At 63.6% G+C, this 20,387-nt stretch carries 18 protein-coding genes; 10 read left to right on the top strand and 8 right to left on the bottom strand.

The window, feature by feature from the left end:
* The first annotated feature begins 83 nt into the window (after positions 1 to 83).
* From rpsO to ACIPUB_RS00805, 4 genes are all read left to right on the top strand, one after another.
* A complete protein-coding gene (gene rpsO, locus ACIPUB_RS00820) occupies positions 84 to 353 on the top strand; it encodes a 30S ribosomal protein S15 (RefSeq protein ID WP_264268046.1) in 270 nt (89 codons plus the stop codon).
* Between the two features lie 350 nt (positions 354 to 703).
* A complete protein-coding gene (locus tag ACIPUB_RS00815) occupies positions 704 to 1,747 on the top strand; it encodes a fatty acid desaturase family protein (RefSeq protein ID WP_407605692.1) in 1,044 nt (347 codons plus the stop codon).
* Complete coding sequence (locus ACIPUB_RS00810) at positions 1,713 to 2,024, top strand: ferredoxin (RefSeq protein ID WP_407605691.1); 312 nt, start codon at positions 1,713 to 1,715, stop codon at positions 2,022 to 2,024. The genes ACIPUB_RS00815 and ACIPUB_RS00810 overlap by 35 nt, the downstream gene beginning before the upstream one ends.
* 413 nt (positions 2,025 to 2,437) lie before the next feature.
* Positions 2,438 to 3,175 carry a YceI family protein gene (locus ACIPUB_RS00805; protein ID WP_407605690.1) on the top strand — a complete coding sequence of 246 codons (738 nt, stop codon included), beginning with the start codon at positions 2,438 to 2,440 and terminating at the stop codon, positions 3,173 to 3,175.
* Between the two features lie 266 nt (positions 3,176 to 3,441).
* Here the strand turns inward: ACIPUB_RS00805 and ACIPUB_RS00800 are convergent, their stop codons facing one another.
* The gene (locus ACIPUB_RS00800; protein WP_407605689.1) at positions 3,442 to 4,176 is read right to left on the bottom strand and encodes a hypothetical protein; all 735 of its coding nucleotides are present in this window, start codon (positions 4,174 to 4,176) and stop codon (positions 3,442 to 3,444) included.
* A 43-nt stretch (positions 4,177 to 4,219) separates the two neighbouring features.
* Between ACIPUB_RS00800 and ACIPUB_RS00795 the strand changes: the two genes are divergently transcribed.
* The 3 genes from ACIPUB_RS00795 to ACIPUB_RS00785 are packed head-to-tail and all read left to right on the top strand — an operon-like array spanning position 4,220 to position 7,490.
* Positions 4,220 to 4,501 (top strand): hypothetical protein, encoded by a 282-nt coding sequence (locus ACIPUB_RS00795; protein ID WP_407605688.1) that lies wholly within the window; start codon positions 4,220 to 4,222, stop codon positions 4,499 to 4,501.
* Positions 4,498 to 5,127, top strand: a complete 630-nt coding sequence (locus ACIPUB_RS00790) for a hypothetical protein (RefSeq protein ID WP_407605687.1) — start codon at positions 4,498 to 4,500, stop codon at positions 5,125 to 5,127. The genes ACIPUB_RS00795 and ACIPUB_RS00790 overlap by 4 nt, the downstream gene beginning before the upstream one ends.
* Positions 5,124 to 7,490 carry a multicopper oxidase domain-containing protein gene (locus ACIPUB_RS00785; RefSeq protein WP_407605686.1) on the top strand — a complete coding sequence of 789 codons (2,367 nt, stop codon included), beginning with the start codon at positions 5,124 to 5,126 and terminating at the stop codon, positions 7,488 to 7,490. The genes ACIPUB_RS00790 and ACIPUB_RS00785 overlap by 4 nt, the downstream gene beginning before the upstream one ends.
* Before the next feature lie 668 nt (positions 7,491 to 8,158).
* Here the strand turns inward: ACIPUB_RS00785 and ACIPUB_RS00780 are convergent.
* The 7 genes from ACIPUB_RS00780 to ACIPUB_RS00750 all read right to left on the bottom strand — a co-directional run bounded on the left by ACIPUB_RS00780 (position 8,159) and on the right by ACIPUB_RS00750 (position 16,196).
* Complete coding sequence (locus ACIPUB_RS00780) at positions 8,159 to 8,938, bottom strand: type 1 glutamine amidotransferase domain-containing protein (protein ID WP_407605685.1); 780 nt, start codon at positions 8,936 to 8,938, stop codon at positions 8,159 to 8,161.
* A gap of 184 nt (positions 8,939 to 9,122) precedes the next feature.
* Complete coding sequence (locus tag ACIPUB_RS00775; protein WP_407605684.1) at positions 9,123 to 10,586, bottom strand: amino acid permease; 1,464 nt, start codon at positions 10,584 to 10,586, stop codon at positions 9,123 to 9,125.
* A 297-nt stretch (positions 10,587 to 10,883) separates the two neighbouring features.
* Positions 10,884 to 11,612, bottom strand: coding sequence for a GNAT family N-acetyltransferase (locus ACIPUB_RS00770; protein WP_407605683.1), 729 nt, complete (start codon positions 11,610 to 11,612; stop codon positions 10,884 to 10,886).
* A gap of 44 nt (positions 11,613 to 11,656) precedes the next feature.
* Positions 11,657 to 12,517: a F510_1955 family glycosylhydrolase gene (locus ACIPUB_RS00765; protein ID WP_407605682.1), complete on the bottom strand. Its 861-nt coding sequence runs from the start codon at positions 12,515 to 12,517 to the stop codon at positions 11,657 to 11,659.
* 86 nt (positions 12,518 to 12,603) lie between these two features.
* On the bottom strand, positions 12,604 to 13,209 hold the full coding sequence (locus ACIPUB_RS00760; RefSeq protein WP_407605681.1) for a DUF305 domain-containing protein: 606 nt from the start codon (positions 13,207 to 13,209) through the stop codon (positions 12,604 to 12,606).
* A gap of 784 nt (positions 13,210 to 13,993) precedes the next feature.
* Positions 13,994 to 14,653 carry a cyclodeaminase/cyclohydrolase family protein gene (locus ACIPUB_RS00755; RefSeq protein WP_407605680.1) on the bottom strand — a complete coding sequence of 220 codons (660 nt, stop codon included), beginning with the start codon at positions 14,651 to 14,653 and terminating at the stop codon, positions 13,994 to 13,996.
* A gap of 244 nt (positions 14,654 to 14,897) precedes the next feature.
* On the bottom strand, positions 14,898 to 16,196 hold the full coding sequence (locus tag ACIPUB_RS00750; protein ID WP_407605679.1) for a cation:proton antiporter: 1,299 nt from the start codon (positions 16,194 to 16,196) through the stop codon (positions 14,898 to 14,900).
* Between the two features lie 551 nt (positions 16,197 to 16,747).
* Between ACIPUB_RS00750 and ACIPUB_RS00745 the strand changes: the two genes are divergently transcribed.
* Genes ACIPUB_RS00745 through ACIPUB_RS00735 form a run of 3 tightly spaced genes read left to right on the top strand, consistent with a single transcriptional unit; the run spans position 16,748 to position 20,380 of the window.
* Positions 16,748 to 17,311 carry a 2Fe-2S iron-sulfur cluster-binding protein gene (locus ACIPUB_RS00745; protein WP_407605678.1) on the top strand — a complete coding sequence of 188 codons (564 nt, stop codon included), beginning with the start codon at positions 16,748 to 16,750 and terminating at the stop codon, positions 17,309 to 17,311.
* A complete protein-coding gene (locus ACIPUB_RS00740) occupies positions 17,308 to 18,303 on the top strand; it encodes an FAD binding domain-containing protein (protein WP_407605677.1) in 996 nt (331 codons plus the stop codon). The genes ACIPUB_RS00745 and ACIPUB_RS00740 overlap by 4 nt, the downstream gene beginning before the upstream one ends.
* Entirely contained in the window at positions 18,296 to 20,380 is a 2,085-nt protein-coding gene (locus tag ACIPUB_RS00735) for a xanthine dehydrogenase family protein molybdopterin-binding subunit (RefSeq protein ID WP_407605676.1), read from the top strand. Before ACIPUB_RS00740 ends, ACIPUB_RS00735 begins: the two co-directional genes overlap by 8 nt.
* The last annotated feature ends 7 nt before the right edge of the window (positions 20,381 to 20,387 follow it).

Below are 20,387 nucleotides of genomic sequence, written 5' to 3'. Positions count from 1 at the left end.
GCGGTGCCCGCTGCAGTCCGCGGTTGCGAGTGCACCTGCCGGCAACGGTGTATTTGAAACGCGGTACAACTCTAGGAGTTATTGTGGCATTAGACGCCGCTATCAAGCAGGAAATCATGAAGGCCTACGCCACCAGCGAAGGCGACACCGGTTCCCCCGAGGTCCAGATCGCCGTGATGTCGCGCCGCATCCTGGATCTGACGGAGCACCTGAAGATGCACAAGCATGACCACCACACCCGCCGCGGCCTGATGGCCCTGGTTGGTCGTCGTCGTCGTATGCTTGCGTACCTCAAGGGTGCCGACATCGAGCGTTACCGTGCGCTGATCGAGCGCCTCGGCCTGCGTCGCTAGGTTTGATTGAAATTCCCCGGTTCCCGTCAAAGGGAACCGGGGAATTTTTTTGCCCGAATCCAGGACTCCAAGGGGCTCTGGTCATCGACGCGCAACGAGGAGCGACTCTCGCAGCATCGTCCAGGACAGCCGGTGTTCCGCTGATGCTGAGCCGCTAAACGAGGGCATGCCCTGCCCTCGATATTCGGTCCGACTTCAGTGTTTGCCCGTTGGTGCAGACTGGTCCACGGCAAACGGCCTCTTGTTGACGAAATCGAAACGTGCTTAAAGTTGGTTCATGTTCTTCAGTTCAGCCGTGTCTGAGGCGCTCGTCGACAGGACTCAAGGAAATTGGCACACAAGGATCCGCCGTGGCCGCTAACCAATATGTGGAAACCTACCGCCAGCTGAGTCAAGCAGTGCACGATGCAGGGCTGATACGTCGCTGCTACGGATTCTATGGGGCCATGATCATCGGCTGGTTGTTGGCCTTGGCGGCGCTGTTGGTGGCAGTTGTCCTGTTGTCAGATGCTTGGTATCAGTTGATCATCGCGGCCTTGATCGGTCTGGTGCTGACGCAACTCGCTTTTCTGTCGCATGAAGCGGCTCATCAGCAGATTTTTTCATCCCGTGGATGGAATGAGTGGACGGCCCGCATACTTTCCGGGTTGTTCGTCGGTGTGAGCTATGGCTGGTGGATGGCCAAGCACAATACTCATCATGCGCACCCGAATCAGGAAGGTGCGGACCCGGACGTAAAGTCCACTGTTCTGGCCTTCACTCCAGATGCAAGTGACCAGCGCCGTGGACTACGCGCCAAACTCGCCAAACACCAAGGGACGTATTTCGTTCCGCTGCTGCTCTTTGAAGGGCTGAACTTGCACTACGCCTCGGTGAAGATGCTCTTCACCGAGCCGCATGTGGCGTTCCGCTTCACTGAGATCGCGCTGATCGCCACACGACACACTGCATTCCTCACGCTCTTGTTTTCCGTGTTGCCGGCAGGCCTGGCATTCGGCTTTGTCGGAATCCAAGTCAGCGTCTTCGGATTCTTGCTCGGCGGTGCGTTCGCCCTCAACCACATCGGCATGCCCACCGTGCCGGAGGGCATACGCGTGGATTTCCTGCGTCGGCAGGTGAACATGTCCCGGAACATCCAGAACGGGCCAATGGTGCGCTTGCTGATGGGTGGGCTCCAATATCAGATCGAACATCATCTTTTCCCGGTGGCTCCTCGCCCCCGCCTGCGGACTTTGCGCAAGTTTGTCCGTGAGCACTGCTCACGACACGAGATCGGATACACCGAGAGATCCATGACCGAGGCATTCTTCACCGTGGTCAAATACCTGAATCAGGTCGGCATGAAAAATCGGGACCCATATGTTTGCCCGCTGGTGCAGCGCTACCGAGGGTGACGAATCAACGGCAAGGGCATTCCTGAGATGTGATCAGGCTGCCTTGAAGGAGGAACCAAGCATGAAAGTCACCACACACCAAGCAGTATGCGTGGCCTCGGGCAACTGTGGTTTTGTCGCTCCCGCTGTTTTTCGGAATCGCGAGGAGCACGGTGGCTTCGTGGAACTTCTGGACCGGAACCCGTCCGAGACCGAATGGAATTCCGTGAAGACGGCGGAGTATCTGTGTCCGTCAGGGGCAATCCAAATCGATGATCAACCGATTCCACCCCGATAATGCGTCCTGCGCGGGAGTTGGAACTGGCGTCACGACCGAGAACCACCGGACTAACGATGGTCATCAATCGTTCCAGCTGCTCGGCATGATTGTGCCGCACCCCGGTGCCAGCCGTGCACCGTCTCGAGTGCTCGGAGGAAGACCGCGCAGATGAAAGCAGCGCCGGACGCAGATCCAGAGTAGCCCGATCCCTCGACCGTCTCGGTGGCCCCGTAGGCAGATGGGACGACCGCGCACCGCACGCCGGAAACCATTGCGTCGGAGCTTCTGCATCTTCCCTGTTTGTGGCCTGTGCGTTTTTAGTGAAGATGGCGGGGAAGCGCCCAATTCGGGAAGAGGTCCTGCAAGCGATGGAATACTTTTAGGGTCAAGTAAAGTTCGCCGCCGGACGGCGCGATCGATCAGGAGATCTCATGACCGACCAGCAAGCACCATCCCGCCCCAGGAACAAGCGACTCTTATGGATCATCGCCATTGCGGTGGTGGTGGGCATCGCCGGTGCCTTCATTGGCAGCCGCATCTATGCCTCCAACGTCTCGGCACAGGCCGAAGCTGTGCCAACGCTGACGGGGGCGCCGAGCGCTGCGGCGACAAGTGGTTCGCCGGACGCCGGCGAAGCAACGGCATCCGCTGACCAAGACGGCACCTGGACCGTCGGTTCCGGGTCCTACGCAGGATACCGACTCGACGAGGTCCTCAATGGTGCAGACGTGACAGTCACCGGCCGCACCGAGGATGTCAGTGGTTCCTTGACTGTCGCCGACGACCAGCTCACGGCCGCGGATCTCACGCTTCAGGTGGATACCATCACCACCGACTCAAACCGACGCGACCAGTACTTCCGCACCTCGGCCATTGATACGTCGCAATTCCCCGAGGCGAGCTTCACGCTCACGGAGCCCGTTGACGTGTCCGCGACACTCGAGGGTGGTAACCAGACCTTCCCCATCAAGGGTGACTTGACGCTCAACGGCCAGACAGTGTCAGTCAAGGCCAACGTGCAGGGTGCATTCAGCGATGGTGAAGCACAGCTGGTTGGCCAGATCCCCATGACCTGGGCGGAATTCGGTGTCGAAGCACCGAACCTGGGGTTCGTTGCCGTCGAGGACACCGGCTTCATCGAATTCTCACTGAACGTCACGCAGGACTAAGAACCGCATGCAGGGTGGGGCCATGAATTTGCATTAGTGGATTGGCCAATAGCAGTTCTCGGACCCGCGCATGGTCGGGGGTGCCGATCCGTCACCTTGTTGGAGAGCCTGGGCCTGCCTCCCTTGATCTGACCGGGATTCCCCCGGTTCCCGATTCGTTGGGAGCCGGGGACTCTACTTGTGCAGAGTCGGTCTACAGAGTCGGAACCGTGCGGGCAGATGCCGCGGGCCCGGGAACCGAGGTTCCCGGGCCGCGAAGGAACAAACTACTTCGAGACGCTCTTCGTGGTCGTCGACGCTGCCCAGGTGGCCGTCGGGACGTGCAAACGGTAGGTCTTCTTCTTCGACTGCTTGACGGTGACGGTGGCCTTGCCCTTGGACAGGTTAACCGTCTTGATGGTCTTCCACGTCTTGCCGGACTTCACCTGAAGCTTGGCACCCTTGGCGTTGTACTGCGCGTAGCGGTAATTCTCCGGCGAGTAGACGTGGGCCTTGGCCGTCAGGGTGACCTTGGAACCCGACCGCTTTGCGGTCAGCGTGCTCTTGGTCTTTCCGCGGACGTAGAAGGTCTTGATGGTGTTGTCCGTGTAGTCGCTGTAATCGCTCCAGTATTCCCCGAAGTACGAGTCGTAGTAGTCGAACTCCGCGAAGATTTCGGCAGGACCAACTTTGTATGTGCCCAGTCCGCTGAAGGACGGACAAATCATGGCGCGATCGGTGATCTTGCGTCCTTCAAACCCGAGCATGCTGACCAATCCACCGTTTCGGGTGACGTCAATTGACCCGAATGAATCGACAAAGTCCGACTTCACCTTGGTGGAAGCAGTGACGGTGAGGTTCCGGCAGTTTGAATCCGAAACGGTGATGTTTGAAACCTTGTAGCCGGTGATGTCGATGGGCCGTTCGCTGGCCTGGGCCGGTGTCGCCGTAGCGAGCAGGCCGACGGCCAATGCGACGGCGAAGCCGAGGCCGGTGCCACGGCTCAGTAATGACTTGAACATGCTGGTTCCCCCTGGAAAGTGCGAGTGACATGCCGCGGACGACATGCCTGACACACAAAGCGTACTCAGTGGCCGCGACGAATTGGGAGTGATGGGCACCGCCGCGTCACGAATCCCTTTTTTCCTGAGGCGCTGGGAGGTTCCGGACGTGCGCCGGGGCGATGACCGCGATCCGGCACGCGGTGACTTCGCGCCGGCAAACGACCTGTCCCGGATGCCTTTACAACCTTTTTCCAAGGTGCAGCGGGAAAGCTTAATCATCGACAAGGCTTTTTGGGGGAGTCTATGTATCAATATGGTGATGGAGCGGCGGAAAGGGGATTGAGCCGGCGCCAGTTTGGCCTGTTGCTCGGTTGGGGTGCCGTCCTGGTGGCCGCACCGGGCGTTTACGGCATCGTGGCAAAGAGCTCCGCGAGCCTGGCAACACGAGTCTCCACGGCCTTCGGTTCAATAGCCGTGGTGCGCTCGGGACGACTGGCCCGTTTGGACGGCCTGGGAAAACCGGCATACAGCGGACTGGCAGCCGCCGTTTCCATCATCGAACACGGCGGCGGCGTGCTGCCGGTGAAGATGGCCCAGGCCGCCGGGGGTGGACACGGCCACGGCGGGGGCTCGGCGGTTCCCTCACTACCGGGATCGACCGAACCGATGAACCTGACGTGGCCAGACGTGGTCGTGTTGGAAGTCAACATCCGAAACGACGGGCAGGAACCCGTGTTGTTCAGCCCCGGGCAGCTGCGCCTGAGATTGGCCGGAACCGAAACCACGATCACGCCGCAGGATTCCGACCACACGACGGGAACAGTCGCGGTTGGTGCCTCCGAGAGCATATATGTCAGCTACCTCGCTCCGCGCACGGGCGTCGGCCTGCAACTCGAATTCAACGACGTGCAACGTGATGAGCGATTGGCGCTGGATCTGCCGGTCATGATGATCGGAGGCGCAACATGAGTACCCTGGATGTACACATCAACGAGGGCTTTCTTCCCATGGTGGATGGAGCACTGGTCTACCACAGGGGCTTCGGAGACCGGCGGACGGCTCGGGGGGATGCACGGCCCGCGCTGGCCATCAGCCCCCGTGTCTTCACGGCCCAAGGCACCCTCGTCGCGAGCAGGACCTACCCCGTGAACGCGGCCAAGCCACCGCGTGGCAGGCCCGCCCCGCTGCGCCCCGATCCCGAGAATCCGCGGCAGTACCTGATGCGGCGGGCCCACTGGGCGAGCTTCTTCCCGGACAGGACCCTGATCGCGGAGACCGGAAGCACGATTTCGGTGCGGGTCCGCAACAATCTTCCGCAGACGCACGAGCTTCGTTTCCATAATGCTGGTGCCGCCGGTGCCCCCGGGACCGCAAGGCCGCACGTCGGGACCGGTCCAATAGCGCCCGGAGCCTCAAGACTCCTGCAGTTCCCAGCTCCCGCGCCGGGGACGTACCTCTATTCGGACCCGGGGAATGCCTCGGTGGAGCGGACGCTGGGTCTCTACGGCGTACTGTTGGTCATCGATCCCCGGGACGCGTGGCGGCTAAGTGCGCGCGGTCCCGAGTTCGAACGCCAGTGGCTCTGGATCTGCCACGACGTGGATGCCAACTGGGCCCGAATCGCTTCGCAGGGACAGATCGTGGACCCGGCCCGGGTGCAGGCGCAGCCGCGGTATTTCACCCTCAACGGCTACTCGGGATTCCAGGGGCTTGGGATCACGATTGACGGGGAATTCAACAAACGCCGGGAGGAAGACTCCCTGCCCTCGGGGCTGCCACGTGAAACTGACGTGCGCAACTTCAGCGCCTCCCCGTCCGCCGGCGCCGTCCGCACCGGCCACCTGATGAGAATGGTCAACGCGGGGATCGTGGACCACCAGCTGCACTATCACGGGAACCACGTCTGGACCGTCCGTTCCAATGGCGAGGACTTTCCTCGCAGCGGCGGGCGCGTCACGCCCGGAGGGCGGGTGGTCCTGCAGCACTGGGAGGACACTATCCACCTGAACCCGCTGGAAAGCACCGAGGCCATGCTCCCGGTACGCCGTCCGCCCGACTCGGTGGATGAAGTGTGGAATGCGAGGAGCGGGGATTGGAAGTACCCGATGCATTGCCACGCGGAACCTTCACAGACGGCGGCGGGAGGCCTCTACCCGGGTGGCCTGATGAGCGACTGGACGCTCGGCGCGCAGACCACGCCGGAGTCCGGATTGCCGGCAACCGTCGAAGACGATGCCCACCATGAGTTCCGCAGCCAGGTGGATTTCTCCTCGGACCAGCCCCACGAAGGCAGCCCGGAAACGGAATTCAAGCTCCGGCCCGACGTGAAGATGGAATTCGATTTCTTCAGCCGTGAACTCGATTTCCCCGATGGGTCCGAGCACGACGTCTGGAGCTTCGAGAACGGGAAGTCCGGCCGCGCGCTTCCCGGCCCGCTGGTGCGGCTCATTGAGGGCCAACTGTTCCACGGGACGATCAAGCCCAGCAAGAAGGTGCACACCATCCATTGGCACGGCATCGAACCGGACCCGCGCAACGATGGGGTGGGCCATACCTCCTACGAGGTCACTGGCGACTACACCTACCAGTGGCGGCCGGATGTTGCAGAGCGGGGAAATCCCAACCGCGGGTCTTCCGGAACCTACTTCTACCACTGCCACGTCAACACGCCGCTGCACGTCCAGATGGGCATGTTCGGGCCCATCATCGTTGACCCCCGCCTCGATCCAGCGTCGCCGGCACCGGCGGGGACGCGCCGCTACTCGGCCGAGGGACCGTACTACGACATCGCAACCGAGACGCTGCTCGCTCCCTACTCCCTCGATCCGCGCTGGCATGAAATGAACCATGCCGCAGGGCTCTCCGGTGAGGACGCGGGCCTCAACCGGTACCTTCCCAAACACTTCTACCTGCTCGGCGGTGCGGTCGCGTCCCGTCCAAGGGGCGACAGGGTCTGGTCCATCAAGACGATGCGGGCCAATGTTGCGGGAGGGACGAAGCGGCCCTCCTTGGTGCGGATGATCAATGTCGACTACTTTCCCACACGCACAAGAATCCTGGACGCTGCCGGCCGGCCTGTGCCCATCGCCGAATTGCTCGGACACGACGGGCGGCCATTCTGGAATACACCGACGACCAACGGGCCGGCCGTGCACCCGAGCACGGCCGGCCAACCCCTGCTAACGAGCACCATTCTCTCCGGGGCGGCCGAGAAATTCGACTTTCTACTGCATCCGCCAGCCGCGGGGAAGTACACCATCACTGTCGATTTCCTGCACTGGGTCACCGGAGCGGTGCAGGCCACCCGCACAGTGGACGTCACCGCGTCCTAAAAGGGGGAGTGCCCGCTCCCAGCTGTGTGAACACGCAGGAGGGGGGATCTGAGGTCAGTCGACACCACGACGCAGTGTCTTGGCGTGGGCTGTCGCGAATTTTCGGTCTGCTCCATGGAGGCGGCGCACTCACGTTCCAGATTCGCGATGGCAAGATTGATGCTGTCTGAGAGTTCTTTGACGACGCAGCGCAGGGCGACGAATTCTGGGCGTAGGACCCGTCGACATGCCAAATGCAGCTCATGCTTAACCGAACCAATTCCTCGACGTGTGTCGGGAAGCCTCTGCCAAGAAGCTGTTGTCCATTTTCGTGGCAGCGACAGACTTTCGCCTGTCCCTCCGAAGACAGGAAGCCAGCCGAGATCCTTCCTTTTCGGATCAAGGACTGGCTTCTTGGGAGTCCGTTCTAGTGCAGCTTGCAGCCAGCGTGCCTTCTTGGGAATGAGCGGCACAGCAAGGTTCCTTTATTGGCGACGCTGCTAAATGATGCCGGAACCCTGGCACCATTGATGACTGGCGCAGTGACATTTAGCTCCGCGAAGAGGACGACGACAACACTGGAAACCGCAGTCAAATCCTCGACCTGGCCATGCGCGGAGCTGTCGGAGAAGACGGCTGGCGGCCGCCCCGTTGTCCGGGGCAGCCGCCAGCTTTGGTGCGTCCTGAGGTCAGTGCTCGGTGGCCGCGTCGGACGCCTTCTTGGCGGCCTTTTCGGCGTCATGCTCGGCGCGAAGGGCCTCAGCTTCATGTTGTTCCTCGGCCTTTTCCTGGTGGATGACCTGTGCCAGAAGCTTTTCCATTTCCTTGGCCACGCCTGCAGCGGAAGCCGGGTTCTGGCCGGTCACCAGGCGTTCGTCCACCACGACGTTTTCCGCCCAGACGTCCGCGGACACGTGGGTGGCACCCTGTTCCTCCAGCCGGTCTGCCAGGAAGAATGGGATGACCTTGTCCTTCTCCGCGGCAACTTCCTCGTCGTTGGTGAAGGCGGCCACCCTTCGGCCTTCGACGAGGCGAAGCCCGTTCTGCAATTCCACGTTCACCAAGCCTGCCGGTCCGTGGCAGACCGCGCCCACCACGCCCCCGGTGTTGTAGACGCTGGCCACCAGGTTCTGCAGGCCTTCGCTGTCCGGGAAGTCCCACATGGTGCCGTGGCCTCCCACGAGGTACACCGCGTCGTACTGGTCGGGATCAACGACGTCGACCCGGGCCGTGTTGTAGAGGCCGGCGCGGGTAGTCTCGTCTTCCGTGAAGGCAACCTGGATGGGATCTTCGGAGTCCACCGTGTCGCGCGGAGGCTGTCCGCCCTGGATGGACGCGAAGTCGACGAAATGCCCGGAGTCCTTGAAGACCTTCCAGGGATGTGCAGCCTCGGCCACGTTGTAGCCGGTCTTCTCTCCTGTATTGCCGATCTCGGAAACGCTGGTAAGTACCATGAGGATTTTCTTCATGAAGTGCTCCTTTCGTCCACTTCCCACCCTAGGCGAGTGCCCGACAACATGGCTAGCCGAATGCAGGGCCGCCCGTGGGATCTGCGCCGCCGCGAACTTTGAATACAGCACATATTCAACTGTCGGATGCGTGATGCCCCGGTAGTTCGGTGGGGGATGGGTCGGCGAAATGCTGCTCCGTGGCCTAGGTGTCCGCGTGCGGCACCTCCACGCGTTCGTCGTGCCGCGGGCTGTTCGGGTTCATGAGTGAGTGCTTGCGGCCGTAGAAGAAGTAGATGGCCAGGCCGACCACGAGCCAGACGCCGAACCTCAGCCAGGTTTCCCAGTGCAGCTGCAGCATCAGGAATCCGGAGGCCAGCACGCCGAAGGCCGGAACCACCGGCATGAAGGGGAGCCGGAAGGTGCGGTGGGCGTCGGGCTTCTTATAGCGGAAAATGATGACGGCGAGACAGACCACCACGAAGGCGGCGAGGATGCCGATGTTGGTCAGGTCCGCTACTGCCTTGATGGGGAAGACGCCGGCCAGGAAAGCGGAGGCGATGCCGGCGATCCAAGTGACGCGCTGGGGTGTGCCGTGGCGGTCGGTCTTGGAGAACCAGCCCGGAAGGAGACCGTCGCGGCTCATGGAGAACCAGACGCGGGTCACACCCAGAAGGAACGTGAGCATCACGGTGAGGATGGACAGGACCGCGAACACGGAGATGATCGTGGCGATGACCGGGAGCCCCACGCCGTTGAATGCCGAGGCGAATCCAGCGGTCGGGTCGATGTCCTGGTAGTTCTGCATGCCGGTGAGCACCAGCGTTGCGGCGACGTAGAGGAGCATGGCGATGATGAGGGAGAAGATGATGGCCTTGGGCATGTGTTTCTTGCCGTCGGTGGATTCCTCGGCGGCGGTGCTCATGGCGTCGTAGCCGAAGACTGCGAAGAACACGGTCGCTGCTCCCGCCACGACGGGCCCGAATCCGCTGGGCATGAAGGGGTCGTAGTTCTGGGTGTTGATGTAGAAGATGCCCAGGCCGATGATGAACAGGATCAACACGACCTTGATCGCGACCGCCACCAGTTCGAAGCGCCCGAAGGTCCGGGTGCCGCGGGAGAGGATCCAGGTCACCAGGACGCAGACGACGATGGCGGGTATGTTCACGATGCCGCCGCGGCCCTCGTCGGCTGTGGATGCCGCCCAGTCGGGCAAATCTATGCCGATCCCGGCGAGGAAGGCATCGAAGTAACCGGAGATGCCGATGGCCACCACCGCCACGATGGCGATGTATTCCAGCAGCAGGTCCCAGCCGATGAACCAGCCGATGATTTCCCCGAGGGCCACATACCCATAGGTGTAGGCCGAGCCGGCGCGGGGGATCATGCCGGCGAATTCCGCATAGGACAGGGCCGCAGCCGCCGATGCCAGGCCAGCGATGAGGAAGGAGATCAGCACGGCTGGGCCGACACCGGGCTCGGTATCGCTGCCGTGGGCCACCAGGCCGGCCAAGGAGAAGATACCGACGCCGATGATGCCGCCGACACCGATTGCGGTCAATTGCCACAGTCCGAGGGACTTGTGCAGGCCGCTGTGTTTATTCTCCTCCTCGATCTCGTCGATCGGCTTGCGCCGCATGATTGACTGCGATCTGTTCTTGGAATTCATGAGGGACTCCTGCTCTGACGTGTCCAGCATTTCGGCCGCCCCGCATCGGGGACGGTCCCGTCAAATCAGTATGTGAGCCTATCGGCCATTTATGAAGACTTCGCCGGAACTCATCGAGAGCACTCGCACATTCGATCGGTGCCTCATGTAGCAGATGCTCGCCAAACCCTACCCAGCTGTTGGACACGTTGGTGTTCTTGGGCGGGGGGATACCAGTGGACGATGGGCGCTCGCACCGAGATCACGAAGGACGGGGTCCGGGCACAAACCAAGGTTCGGTCAAGGACTGCTCGGTGACTACTCCTGCGGCAACTCCTGCGCTGGAGGGCGATCCCCCTCGGGGTTCCTTTGGGACAAATCGACGCGATAGGTCTTGGCTGTTTCCCCGTCCTTGGTTGTATGTGCATGCACGGGCGCCCATCCGAGTCGTTCGTAGAAGCGCCCGGCTCCGCCCGGACCTGCCTTGGTCACCAGTTCGGCCAACGGTGCCCCCGCGTCCGAAGCCTGGGAGAGGAAATGTTTCACCAGCCGTTCGCCCACGCCGTGGCCCCGGGATTCCGGGTGCACCACAAGAGCGGTGATGACAGCGACACGAGGCACGGACACAGGCACACGGACGGCCGCAGGAGCCACCTCGGTGACCGGTCGCTTGAGCAGTCGTCTGAGGTAGGACCTGCCGCGGGTGCGCAAGAATCCCAGGAACAGCTTGGGCCGTATCACCAGAGCGAGGCCTCCCTGGACGGCCAGCCGCGTCCGGTGCACTCGGAGCACGTCATCGACGTGACGGAGCTGGTCGCTGGAGCCGAACAGGAAGCCCAACGGTACCTGGCCGTCCGGGCCCTGGGCTTCGGCGATGAATGCGAACCCGCGCGGTGCGTCCAGGAAGGTCGCATGCCAGTGCCGGACGAACCTGGGACCCAGCCGGGGAAACAGCCCGTCGCGGAGGTACCGGCATTGCCAGTGGCCCGTCAGGGAAAGATCGGAGGATGAGGCGCGGCGAATCGTGACGCCTGCAGGAAGGGGCATTGGCTTGGTGTTCCTCCGGCTTTTGGGGCGGTAACCGAACGGGATCACTTGATCTCCGTGCTGAAGGTTGCTCCGCCGTCGACGGAATGCTCGATGCCGGTGGGCGTGGCAACCCAAATTTGCGGGTGCTCATCCGGGCCAGCGGCGGCCAGTGCCGAGGGGTGGCCGGTGACGGCCCCGGTGGTCCGCCAGGTCCGGCCCGCGTCCGAGCTGACATGCACTGCCCCGTCCGGTGCCACCCCGATGACCGTTGAAGCGGTGGCAAAGGCCGTCAGCAGCAGTACCGGCCCGGTCGAGTGTGCCGCCCAGGTTTTACCGCCGTCGGTGGAACGGTGCACGCCAGCAGCCGTGGTGGCCAGGACGACATCGCCGGTCGGTGTCCCAGACAGGTGATAGGGGTCGAACCCGACCTCGCGGGTGGTCCAGGTTTCCAGGTCCGCGGTGGTCTTCAGGGTTCCGTCAAAACCGATGATTCCGCTGCGGGTGACCGCCAGGGCGTGGAAATCAGAGACGCCGCCCAGGGAGACCTGTTGCCAGGTTTCCCCGCCATCCTGGGAGCGGAGCAGTCCTGCCGGTTCGGGCAGACCGGTGTCCGGTGCCGGGTGTCCGGAGGCGTAGTAGTGGTCATTGCCGGCTGGTGCAAAGCCCATCAGGTCGATGGCGGGGCCAATCTTTTCCGGGGTTCCGGAGCCGAAGCCGAAGAGCCCGTCGTGGGTGGCCAGCACGACTTTTTCGGTCTCGGAATCGACAGCCATGCCATGGATGTGGGCGAAGGGTTGGGTCGGCTCTTTGGGTTGCGGGCCTTGGGGGGACGCCGGGGTGCAGGAGGTCAGCAGGAGGAGAAGGGCGGCGGCAGCAGCCGCACGGCCCCTAGTGCGGGCAGCAGAAAAGGAAGGGCGGATCATGAATGGAGTCTCCAGAACAGAAAAACGGAAATGACGAGGATGCTGCGGGACGCATCATGCGCCCCGCAGCCAAACGGCATGTTGCCTTAGAGGCCGGCCAGCAGTTCCTTCATCTTTTCGATTTCCCCGCTCTGGTCCTTCGCCATCTTTTCCGCCTGGGCGACGGCGTCCGGGTTGGACCCGTTGGCGGTTTCTTCCTGGGCCATCTTGACGGCGCCCTCGTGGTGCTTGACCATCTGGGTCAGGAAGAGCCTGGCTGCCTCGGTTCCCTGGGCTGCTTCAAGGGCGGCCATGTCGTCCTCGGTCATCATGCCCTCCATCCCGTGGTCCCCGGACATGGCGACCGGTTCACCCCAGGCGCTGAGCCAGCCGGTCATGGTCTTGATTTCCGGGCCTTGGGCTGACTTGATATCTTCGGCCAGCTCGGTGACAGCCGGGTCGATGCCGTCCTTGGCCAACACCATGTCGCTCATTTCCACGGCCTGCTCGTGGTGCGGGATCATCATTTGGGCGAACATCGCATCGGCGCTGTTGTGCTCCGCGGCTGCGGATGATTCGGCGGACGGGGATGCGGAAGCGGTGCCGTGGTCCATGCCCGGCATGGTGGATTCCGATTCGGTGTCCGAGGCACACCCGGCAAGTGCCAAGGTGGCTGCAAGGGCCGTCGCTGAAATAAGGGTAAGGCGTTTCATGGGAGAGTTTTCCTTCAAAAATCGATTGGATGCTGTCTATCGGCCCGTTGGTGCGGGCATGCGCAAGCTGGCCCGCCCGCTGTGGCGGGGGGCCGGTGTCTTACGTACGGCTGATGGACAGTTCGATCAGTGAAGGAGGAGGTGGGACGTGATTTGTGGCTCCGGTGACCAATGGCGGGCCGCGCAATCCCAGGCCGCCGGGCATGACCATGAGTACCGGGAGGAAAAGCCACGACAGGCCGCTGGCCACCGGCACCAGGTCGCACGCCGAGGCCTGCGACATGTCGCCGCAGCAGCTGAGGCAAGGCAAATCCGCCCATGCTGACGCGGGGGAAGACGCCGACGGAACGTGGGCGTGGTCCGCGGGACCGGAATGGTGATGTCCCTCGCCAACCGTGGAAGCCGACACCGAAGAGGTGGGTTTGGATGTTTCGGCGTGGCTGCCGGAAATGGTGTGCATCCCCATGAGACCGAGGATGAGCAGGACCATTCCCAAAAGGGCAGGTAAAGGGAGGAAAGCCGCAATGGGATGGCGGCGCGGTGCTCTGCCGGTGCCCATGTGTACCGCCTTTCCATCGTTAGTCTGCCCTCCCAGCCTACCGGGATGTTTTGGGCGGTGGTCGCAGGGTTGGCGGCTGGTGGTCGGGCCAACTCCGATCCGACACAGCAGCCAAGCGTTCAGGACGGATCCAAGGGCGGCCACGGATATCCGGATAAGGCAGACGAGGCCAAGGGCACTGGGCCTATTGGCGATCCGGCATGGCGGTTTCCGACGCGGCCCGGATTAGACGGCATCGGTTGGAGCGGCATGGTGATCGATCTCGGTCGTAAGAGCGTCGATCCGTTCGATGGCGTCGTTGAGATCGCCGACCATCGCCCAGAGGGCGGGATGTTCCTCGCGGATCTGCTCCATGGTGCTGCCGCCGGAGGTAAGCGAAGCGAGGTCGAAACTGACGTTGGTGCGCGCGCCGGCCACCGTTGCCCTCAGGGCGCCGAACGCGACGACGACATCGGCAACGAGTGAGGGGTTGCCGTTGGCCGCGAGCCACGCCAAATCGTTGATGGCGTCCATGGCTCGTTTGCCGAGGACGGCGGATGCCTTGGCAGCATCGACGGATGCCCGGGATATGGCGGCTTCCCGTTCCGGTCCGGGTTCCAGGCGAAATGCGGCTCCAAAGGCGCGGGACGCAGTCGCATCCTCATCGGCCAATTCAAGCGCGTCCTTCCGGAGGGACCGGGCCCGTGCCCGAATGCGGTCGAGTTCCCCGCGCTCGTGCTCTTCGGCTTCGGTGTAGCCGGCCACCATGGAAGTCAGCGAAGCGGCGATGGCGAGCATAAGTCCCGTCCCGGCGCCCCCGCCAGGCGAGCCGGTGGATTGCGCCAAGGCCCGCGTCCAGTCCTCGACCGTTGATCCTTGGGTGGTAACTTCGTCGCTGATGTCCATGACACCTAGTCTGCCCAAAAGCGTGGGCTGTCGCATCATTCTGCGCCGTAGTTGGATGACCTGCTCGCTTCCGGACGAACAGTGCCGCCGTGTCATCCTGGTTCCCGCCGCGGCGCCACTTGGTCGATCGCCGGGAATCTGCCCTTCGGCAGGATCGGCACGTCCACCCGCGTGCCCACCGCAACCCTTGGACCCAACGGCCATGCCCGGCGGGGTCTGGTCCTCCCCGGTGAATGGGCTGCAGTCAGACCGTCGGGGCCTGTCCTTCGTCCCCGAACTGCTGCTGGGCACGCCGTTCGCGGAGCCGGTCCAGCGAGGTCATGACCGGTCCGGCGGAAACCCCGTGCAGGACAATGGACAGTGTCACAACCAACCCGACGATCGCCCACAGCCTCTCGGCCTGGCCCTCGAAGTTCCCTTCCCCCAGCGCGTAGCCCAAGTAGTACAACGAACCGATGCCACGAACGCCGAAAAACGAGAGCGCGATGCGGTCCCGCGGACCGGTCCTGCCTCCGGCAAGACCAATCCAGCCCGCCACCGGCCGGATAAGAAGAAGAAAAGCGAGGGCCACCAGCACTTCCGCCCACCCGATGCCGTGCAACAGCCCCCGCGCGATGGCACCACCGAGCAGGACCAGGATAATGACTGTCATCAGTCGTTCCAACTGCTCGACGTAGCTATGCAACACCCGGTGGTAGCCGTGGGTGTGCTCGGCGGCCCGGATGGTGACCGCGCAGATGAAGACGGCGACGAAGCCATAGCCTTCGACCATCTCGGTCAGCCCATAGGCCAGGAACGTTGCCGCCAGGGCCACGAACCCCTCGGAATGCTCAGCCAGACGGATACTGCCATGCCTTGCCGTAAAGAAAATCCGCCCCAGCAGCTTTCCGGTTCCAAAGCCCGCCAGGATTCCGATACCGATCCGCCACAGCACATCCACGGCGAACCACTGCGGAAACCATTCCGCCGGGGATGCCCCAGCCATGCTGAGTGCAATGGCCAGATACACGAAAGGGAAGGCCAGTCCGTCATTCATTCCGGCCTCGGACGTGAGTCCGAAACGGACTTCGTCCTCCTGATCGGTTTCTGACTCTTCATCCGCTGGTTCCCCGACCTGGACCTCGGACGCCAGTACCGGGTCCGTGGGCGCAAGAGCGGCGGCGACCAGCACGGCAGCCGCCAGCCCGAGCCCCAATACCCACAACCCCAGCAGTGCCAAACCCACGATGCACAACGGCATCGCCACACCCAGCAGCCGCCAGGTAGTGGACCACCGCCGCCAGCCCACGGGACGGTCGAGGGCCAGACCGGCACCCATCAGCGAGACAATGACGCAGATTTCGGTCAAGTGGGTGGTGAATTCCCCGTACTTGACCGGATCGGGGTCCGGCAGGGTTCCGATCGCGGTAAAGGCCAGCAGCCCGGCCCCCAGGAAGACCATCGGCATGGATACCGGGACTTTCCGCAGCATCCGCGGCAGCACAGCGGCGGCGAATACGGCAACGCCCGCCGCGGCGAAGACAATGCTGGGAGGTTCGAACACCGGCGGCTCCTTGCTTGGTCACGCACTTCCTGGACTGAAAGAGCAATGCATCATTTACTTCCCGCCCGGGTGGCGGGGATCTGACAAGGTTCCCTCCGGCGAATCGCGGAACGGAACTCGGACCCATCCCTTTTTCGCTGCTGTCCTTTCGGAGTATACGTACCGGGGCCCGTCGCACAAGGGCGGGGGTGCGTCATCGACAGCGAACACTGTCCGGGCACCAATCCCGTGGACGTGAAGGTGGTTGCCGCGATGTTCCAGACATCGTCCCTTCGGATTCGACCGGACCCCCCACGGAGGATCGGCGGGCAGGTTTTGTCGCGTTGCCTATGAATGCCCACCGGCGAGCGCAGCGACCCTGGAACCCGGGAAACAAGGAGCTTTCCGCCGCGCATTCCGCACTGCAGGCGCAGGGTCGGGGCCAACCGGGTCCATGCACAAAGGGTTGTCCGCCCCGGAGCGCTGGGATAAGTTCGGGACAAGCACGTTTGGCATTCGGCGCGAGTCCGAATGGCCGAAAAATCCGCTCGGAACAACGGAGTTGCTCATCTATGGACGTACAGATCACCCTGCTGGTGGACGGTGCCAAGCGGTCGTTGACCGTTGACACCCGCACGACCCTCCTGGACGCCTTGCGGGACAGATTGGCGGTCACGTCTCCCAAGAAGGGCTGCGACCACGGCCAGTGCGGCTCCTGCACGGTGCTGCTCGAGGGACGGCGCGTGACCTCCTGCCTGGTGCTCGCCGTGGCCCAGGACGGAGCGGACGTCACCACGGCCCAGGGGCTGGGCGAGGGAGAGCAGCTACATCCCATGCAAGAGGCCTTCCTGGACAAGGACGGTTTCCAGTGCGGGTTCTGCACCCCTGGCCAGGTGTGTTCCGCCGTGGGAATGCTGCGGGAAGCAGCCCAGGGCCACCCAAGCCATGTCACCGCAGATCCCGGCACCCCGGTGGAACTCACCGATGAGGAGATCCGTGAACGCATGAGCGGGAACCTTTGCCGCTGCGGCGCCTACGTGAACATCGTTGCCGCCATCAGGGACGTGGCGGCGAGGGAAGCGGCGTCCACAGCCGACGTTGCAGACCCGGCACCGACGGGCGGTGCAGGATCATGAAGCCCTTCGATTACCGGCGTGCCGAGGACCCGGCCGATGCGGTGGCCGCTGTGGCCGGAGAACCCGGCGCCATGTTCCTGGCAGGCGGCACCAACCTCGTGGACCACCTGAAGCTCGGCATCGCCAACCCGGACCTGCTGGTCGATGTCAGCAGACTCCCGCTGGATGTCATGGAAGAGCTGCCCGATGGCCGCGTGCGGATCGGCGCGACGGTGCGCAACAGCGACCTTGCCGCCCATCCACTCATCCGGGAACGCTACCGGGTGCTTTCCCAGGCACTGCTGGCCGGGGCCTCCGGCCAATTGCGCAACATGGCCACCACCGGAGGGAACCTGCTCCAGCGCACCCGGTGCCTCTACTTCCAGGACGTGGGCACCCCGTGCAACAAGCGCGAGCCCGGTACCGGCTGCTCGGCCATTGGGGGTTACACCCGCAACCACGCCATCCTCGGTGCCTCGGAAGCCTGCGTCGCCGTCCATCCCTCGGATATGGCGGTCGCGATGGCGGTTCTGGATGCCGAGGTCGTGGTCCGGGGACCAAACGGGGAACGCAACATCCCGCTGGCGGGGTTCCACCGGCTTCCCGGCGACGAACCGGAACGCGACACCGTCCTGGAACATGGGGAGCTGGTCACCGCGGTGCTCCTGCCGCCGGCCACGCACAGTCACTCGGCATACCGGAAGGTGCGGGACCGCGCCTCCTACGCCTTCGCCCTGGTGTCCGTGGCTGCAGTGGTTTCCATGAACGGGGACGGAACCATCCGTGAGGTCCGCATGGCACTGGGGGGAGTGGCCCACAAGCCGTGGCGGGCGGAACGCGCCGAGGAGATCCTGCGCGGGGCGCAGGCCTCGGAGGAGAATTTTCGCTTGGCAGCCGAGGCGGAACTTGAATCGGCCTCGGCGTTGGATGACAACGCCTTCAAGATACCCATGGCCCGCAACACCATGGTTGCCGTGCTGCGCGAGGTCACCGGAGGGACGAGCAATGTCTGAATTGATTGAATCCAGGGCCATCGGCACCGACCTGCGTCGCCTTGACGGCCTGGCCAAGGTGCGCGGCACCGCGCCCTACGCCTTCGACCAGCCGGTGGAGAACCCTGCCTACCTCTACCCGGTGCAGGCGACCATCGCGCTGGGCAAGGTCAGCCGGATCGACACGGGTGATGCCGAGGCCCTTGACGGCGTGATCGCCGTCATCACCCATCTCAACGCTCCGAAGCTGGCCCAAACCGACGATGCCGAATACACCGTGCTGCAGGGCCCCGAGGTGGGGTTCCGCGGCCAGTTCGTGGGCGCGGTGATTGCCGAGAGCTTGGAAACCGCGCGTCACGCGGCCGGGTTGGTGACTGTGGAATACGAAGCGGACGAGCACGACGCCCTGCTGACATCCGACCATCCGGGCCTCTATGCACCCGAAGAGGTCAACGGGGGGTTTGACACCGATACCGCCGAAGGCGACGTCGAGGCCGCGCTCTCCGAGGCCGCAGTGGTCATTGACCACGTCTACACGACCCCGGCCGAGCACAACAACCCGATGGAGCCGCACGCCACCGTGGCGGTGTGGGAGGGCGGTGCGCTGACGCTGTACGACTCGACCCAGGGTGTGCATCCGGTGCGGAAGACCATTGCGCCGATCTTCGGATTGGAACCCGAAAACGTCCGTGTCATTGCACCTCATGTGGGCGGCGGCTTCGGATCCAAGGGCCTGCCGCACGCACACGTGATTCTGGCAGCACTGGCCGCCCAATGCAGCAACGGCCGGCCAGTGAAGTTCGCCCTGACTCGCCAGCAGATGTTTTCCCTCGCCGGCTACCGGACCCCCACCATCCAGCATGTGCGCCTGGGCGCCACCGAGGACGGCCACCTCACCGCGGTCTGCCAGGACGTGGTGGAGCCGACTTCCCGGATCAAGGAGTTCGCCGAGCAAACGGGCGTGCCGGCACGGATGATGTACGCGTCGCCGAACCGCAAGACCACCCACCGCCTGGCCAAGTTGGATATCCCCGTCCCGTCGTGGATGCGCGGGCCAGGGGAATGTCCTGGCATGTTCGGCCCAGAAGTTGCCATGGATGAATTGGCCGAGGCCTGCGGGCTGGACCCCATCGAGCTGCGGGTCCGCAACGAACCGCAGATCGATCCGGATTCCGGGAAGCCGTTTTCCAGCCGCCATCTGCTGGAGTGCCTGGCCAAGGGCGCCGAGCGCTTCGGTTGGGACCGGCGCAATGCCCGTCCGGGCAGCCGGGAAGAAGACGGTTGGCTCGTGGGGTTGGGCGTGGCCAGTTCGACCTACCCGTTCTCCCGCGTTCCCGAGAACACCGCGCGGATTCGCTTCAATGCCGACGGCAACTACGCGGTGCAAATCGGTGCGGCGGATCTGGGCACCGGGACCTGGACCACGTTGACCCAGATCGCGGCTGACGCGCTGGATTGCCCGGTGGAGCGAATACGACTTGAAATCGGCGACACCTCCCTGCCCGTTGCCTCGGTGGCCGGCGGGTCCTCGGGCACCGCGAGCTGGGGAGGTGCGATCATCGCCGCAGCCGCGGCCTTCCGCACTCAGCATGGCGACAATCCGGAGGCCTGGGCGCAGGCGCAGGCCCAGGGGATGAAGGACCCTGACACCGAGCGCTACGCGATGCACTCCTTTGGCGCGCAATTCGCCGAAACCCGCGTGCACGCGGACACCGGGGAAGTGCGGGTCTCGAGGATGCTCGGGGTGTTCTCCGCCGGACGGATCATCAACCCCCGCACGGCGCGCTCCCAGTTCATCGGCGGCATGACCATGGGTATCGGCATGGCGCTGCACGAGGACGGGGTCATGGATGCCCGGTTCGGGAAAGTGATGAACCACGACCTGGCCGAATACCACATACCCGCCAACGCGGACATTGAGGACGTGGATGCCATCTGGCTCGAGGAAACCGACCACCGCGCCGGTCCCCTCGGGGCCCGGGGGATTGGTGAAATCGGCATCGTGGGTGCGGCCGCGGCCATAGCCAACGCCACCTACAACGCCACCGGAATCCGGGTTCGCGGGTTGCCGCTGACCCCGGACAAGTTCCTTTCCTGACCGGTGG

Source organism: Paeniglutamicibacter sp. ORCA_105, assembly GCF_045798545.1.
GTDB classification, from domain to species: Bacteria; Actinomycetota; Actinomycetes; order Actinomycetales; family Micrococcaceae; genus Paeniglutamicibacter; species Paeniglutamicibacter sulfureus.
The sequence above is the reverse complement of the archived record's forward strand: the minus strand, read 5'-3'. Positions and strand labels throughout refer to the sequence as shown.

Excerpts from the sequence above, each read along its gene's own strand:
- ACIPUB_RS00785 (WP_407605686.1), top strand. The coding sequence starts at position 5,124 with ATGAGTACCCTGGATGTACACATCAACGAGGGCTTTCTTCCCATGGTG.
- ACIPUB_RS00805 (WP_407605690.1), top strand. The coding sequence starts at position 2,438 with ATGACCGACCAGCAAGCACCATCCCGCCCCAGGAACAAGCGACTCTTA.
- ACIPUB_RS00780 (WP_407605685.1), bottom strand. The coding sequence starts at position 8,938 with ATGAAGAAAATCCTCATGGTACTTACCAGCGTTTCCGAGATCGGCAAT.
- ACIPUB_RS00810 (WP_407605691.1), top strand. The coding sequence starts at position 1,713 with ATGTTTGCCCGCTGGTGCAGCGCTACCGAGGGTGACGAATCAACGGCA.
- ACIPUB_RS00775 (WP_407605684.1), bottom strand. The coding sequence starts at position 10,586 with ATGAATTCCAAGAACAGATCGCAGTCAATCATGCGGCGCAAGCCGATC.
- ACIPUB_RS00795 (WP_407605688.1), top strand. The coding sequence starts at position 4,220 with ATGCCTGACACACAAAGCGTACTCAGTGGCCGCGACGAATTGGGAGTG.
- ACIPUB_RS00740 (WP_407605677.1), top strand. The coding sequence starts at position 17,308 with ATGAAGCCCTTCGATTACCGGCGTGCCGAGGACCCGGCCGATGCGGTG.
- ACIPUB_RS00745 (WP_407605678.1), top strand. The coding sequence starts at position 16,748 with ATGGACGTACAGATCACCCTGCTGGTGGACGGTGCCAAGCGGTCGTTG.
- ACIPUB_RS00755 (WP_407605680.1), bottom strand. The coding sequence starts at position 14,653 with ATGGACATCAGCGACGAAGTTACCACCCAAGGATCAACGGTCGAGGAC.
- ACIPUB_RS00800 (WP_407605689.1), bottom strand. The coding sequence starts at position 4,176 with ATGTTCAAGTCATTACTGAGCCGTGGCACCGGCCTCGGCTTCGCCGTC.
- ACIPUB_RS00760 (WP_407605681.1), bottom strand. The coding sequence starts at position 13,209 with ATGAAACGCCTTACCCTTATTTCAGCGACGGCCCTTGCAGCCACCTTG.
- ACIPUB_RS00770 (WP_407605683.1), bottom strand. The coding sequence starts at position 11,612 with ATGCCCCTTCCTGCAGGCGTCACGATTCGCCGCGCCTCATCCTCCGAT.
- ACIPUB_RS00765 (WP_407605682.1), bottom strand. The coding sequence starts at position 12,517 with ATGATCCGCCCTTCCTTTTCTGCTGCCCGCACTAGGGGCCGTGCGGCT.
- ACIPUB_RS00735 (WP_407605676.1), top strand. The coding sequence starts at position 18,296 with ATGTCTGAATTGATTGAATCCAGGGCCATCGGCACCGACCTGCGTCGC.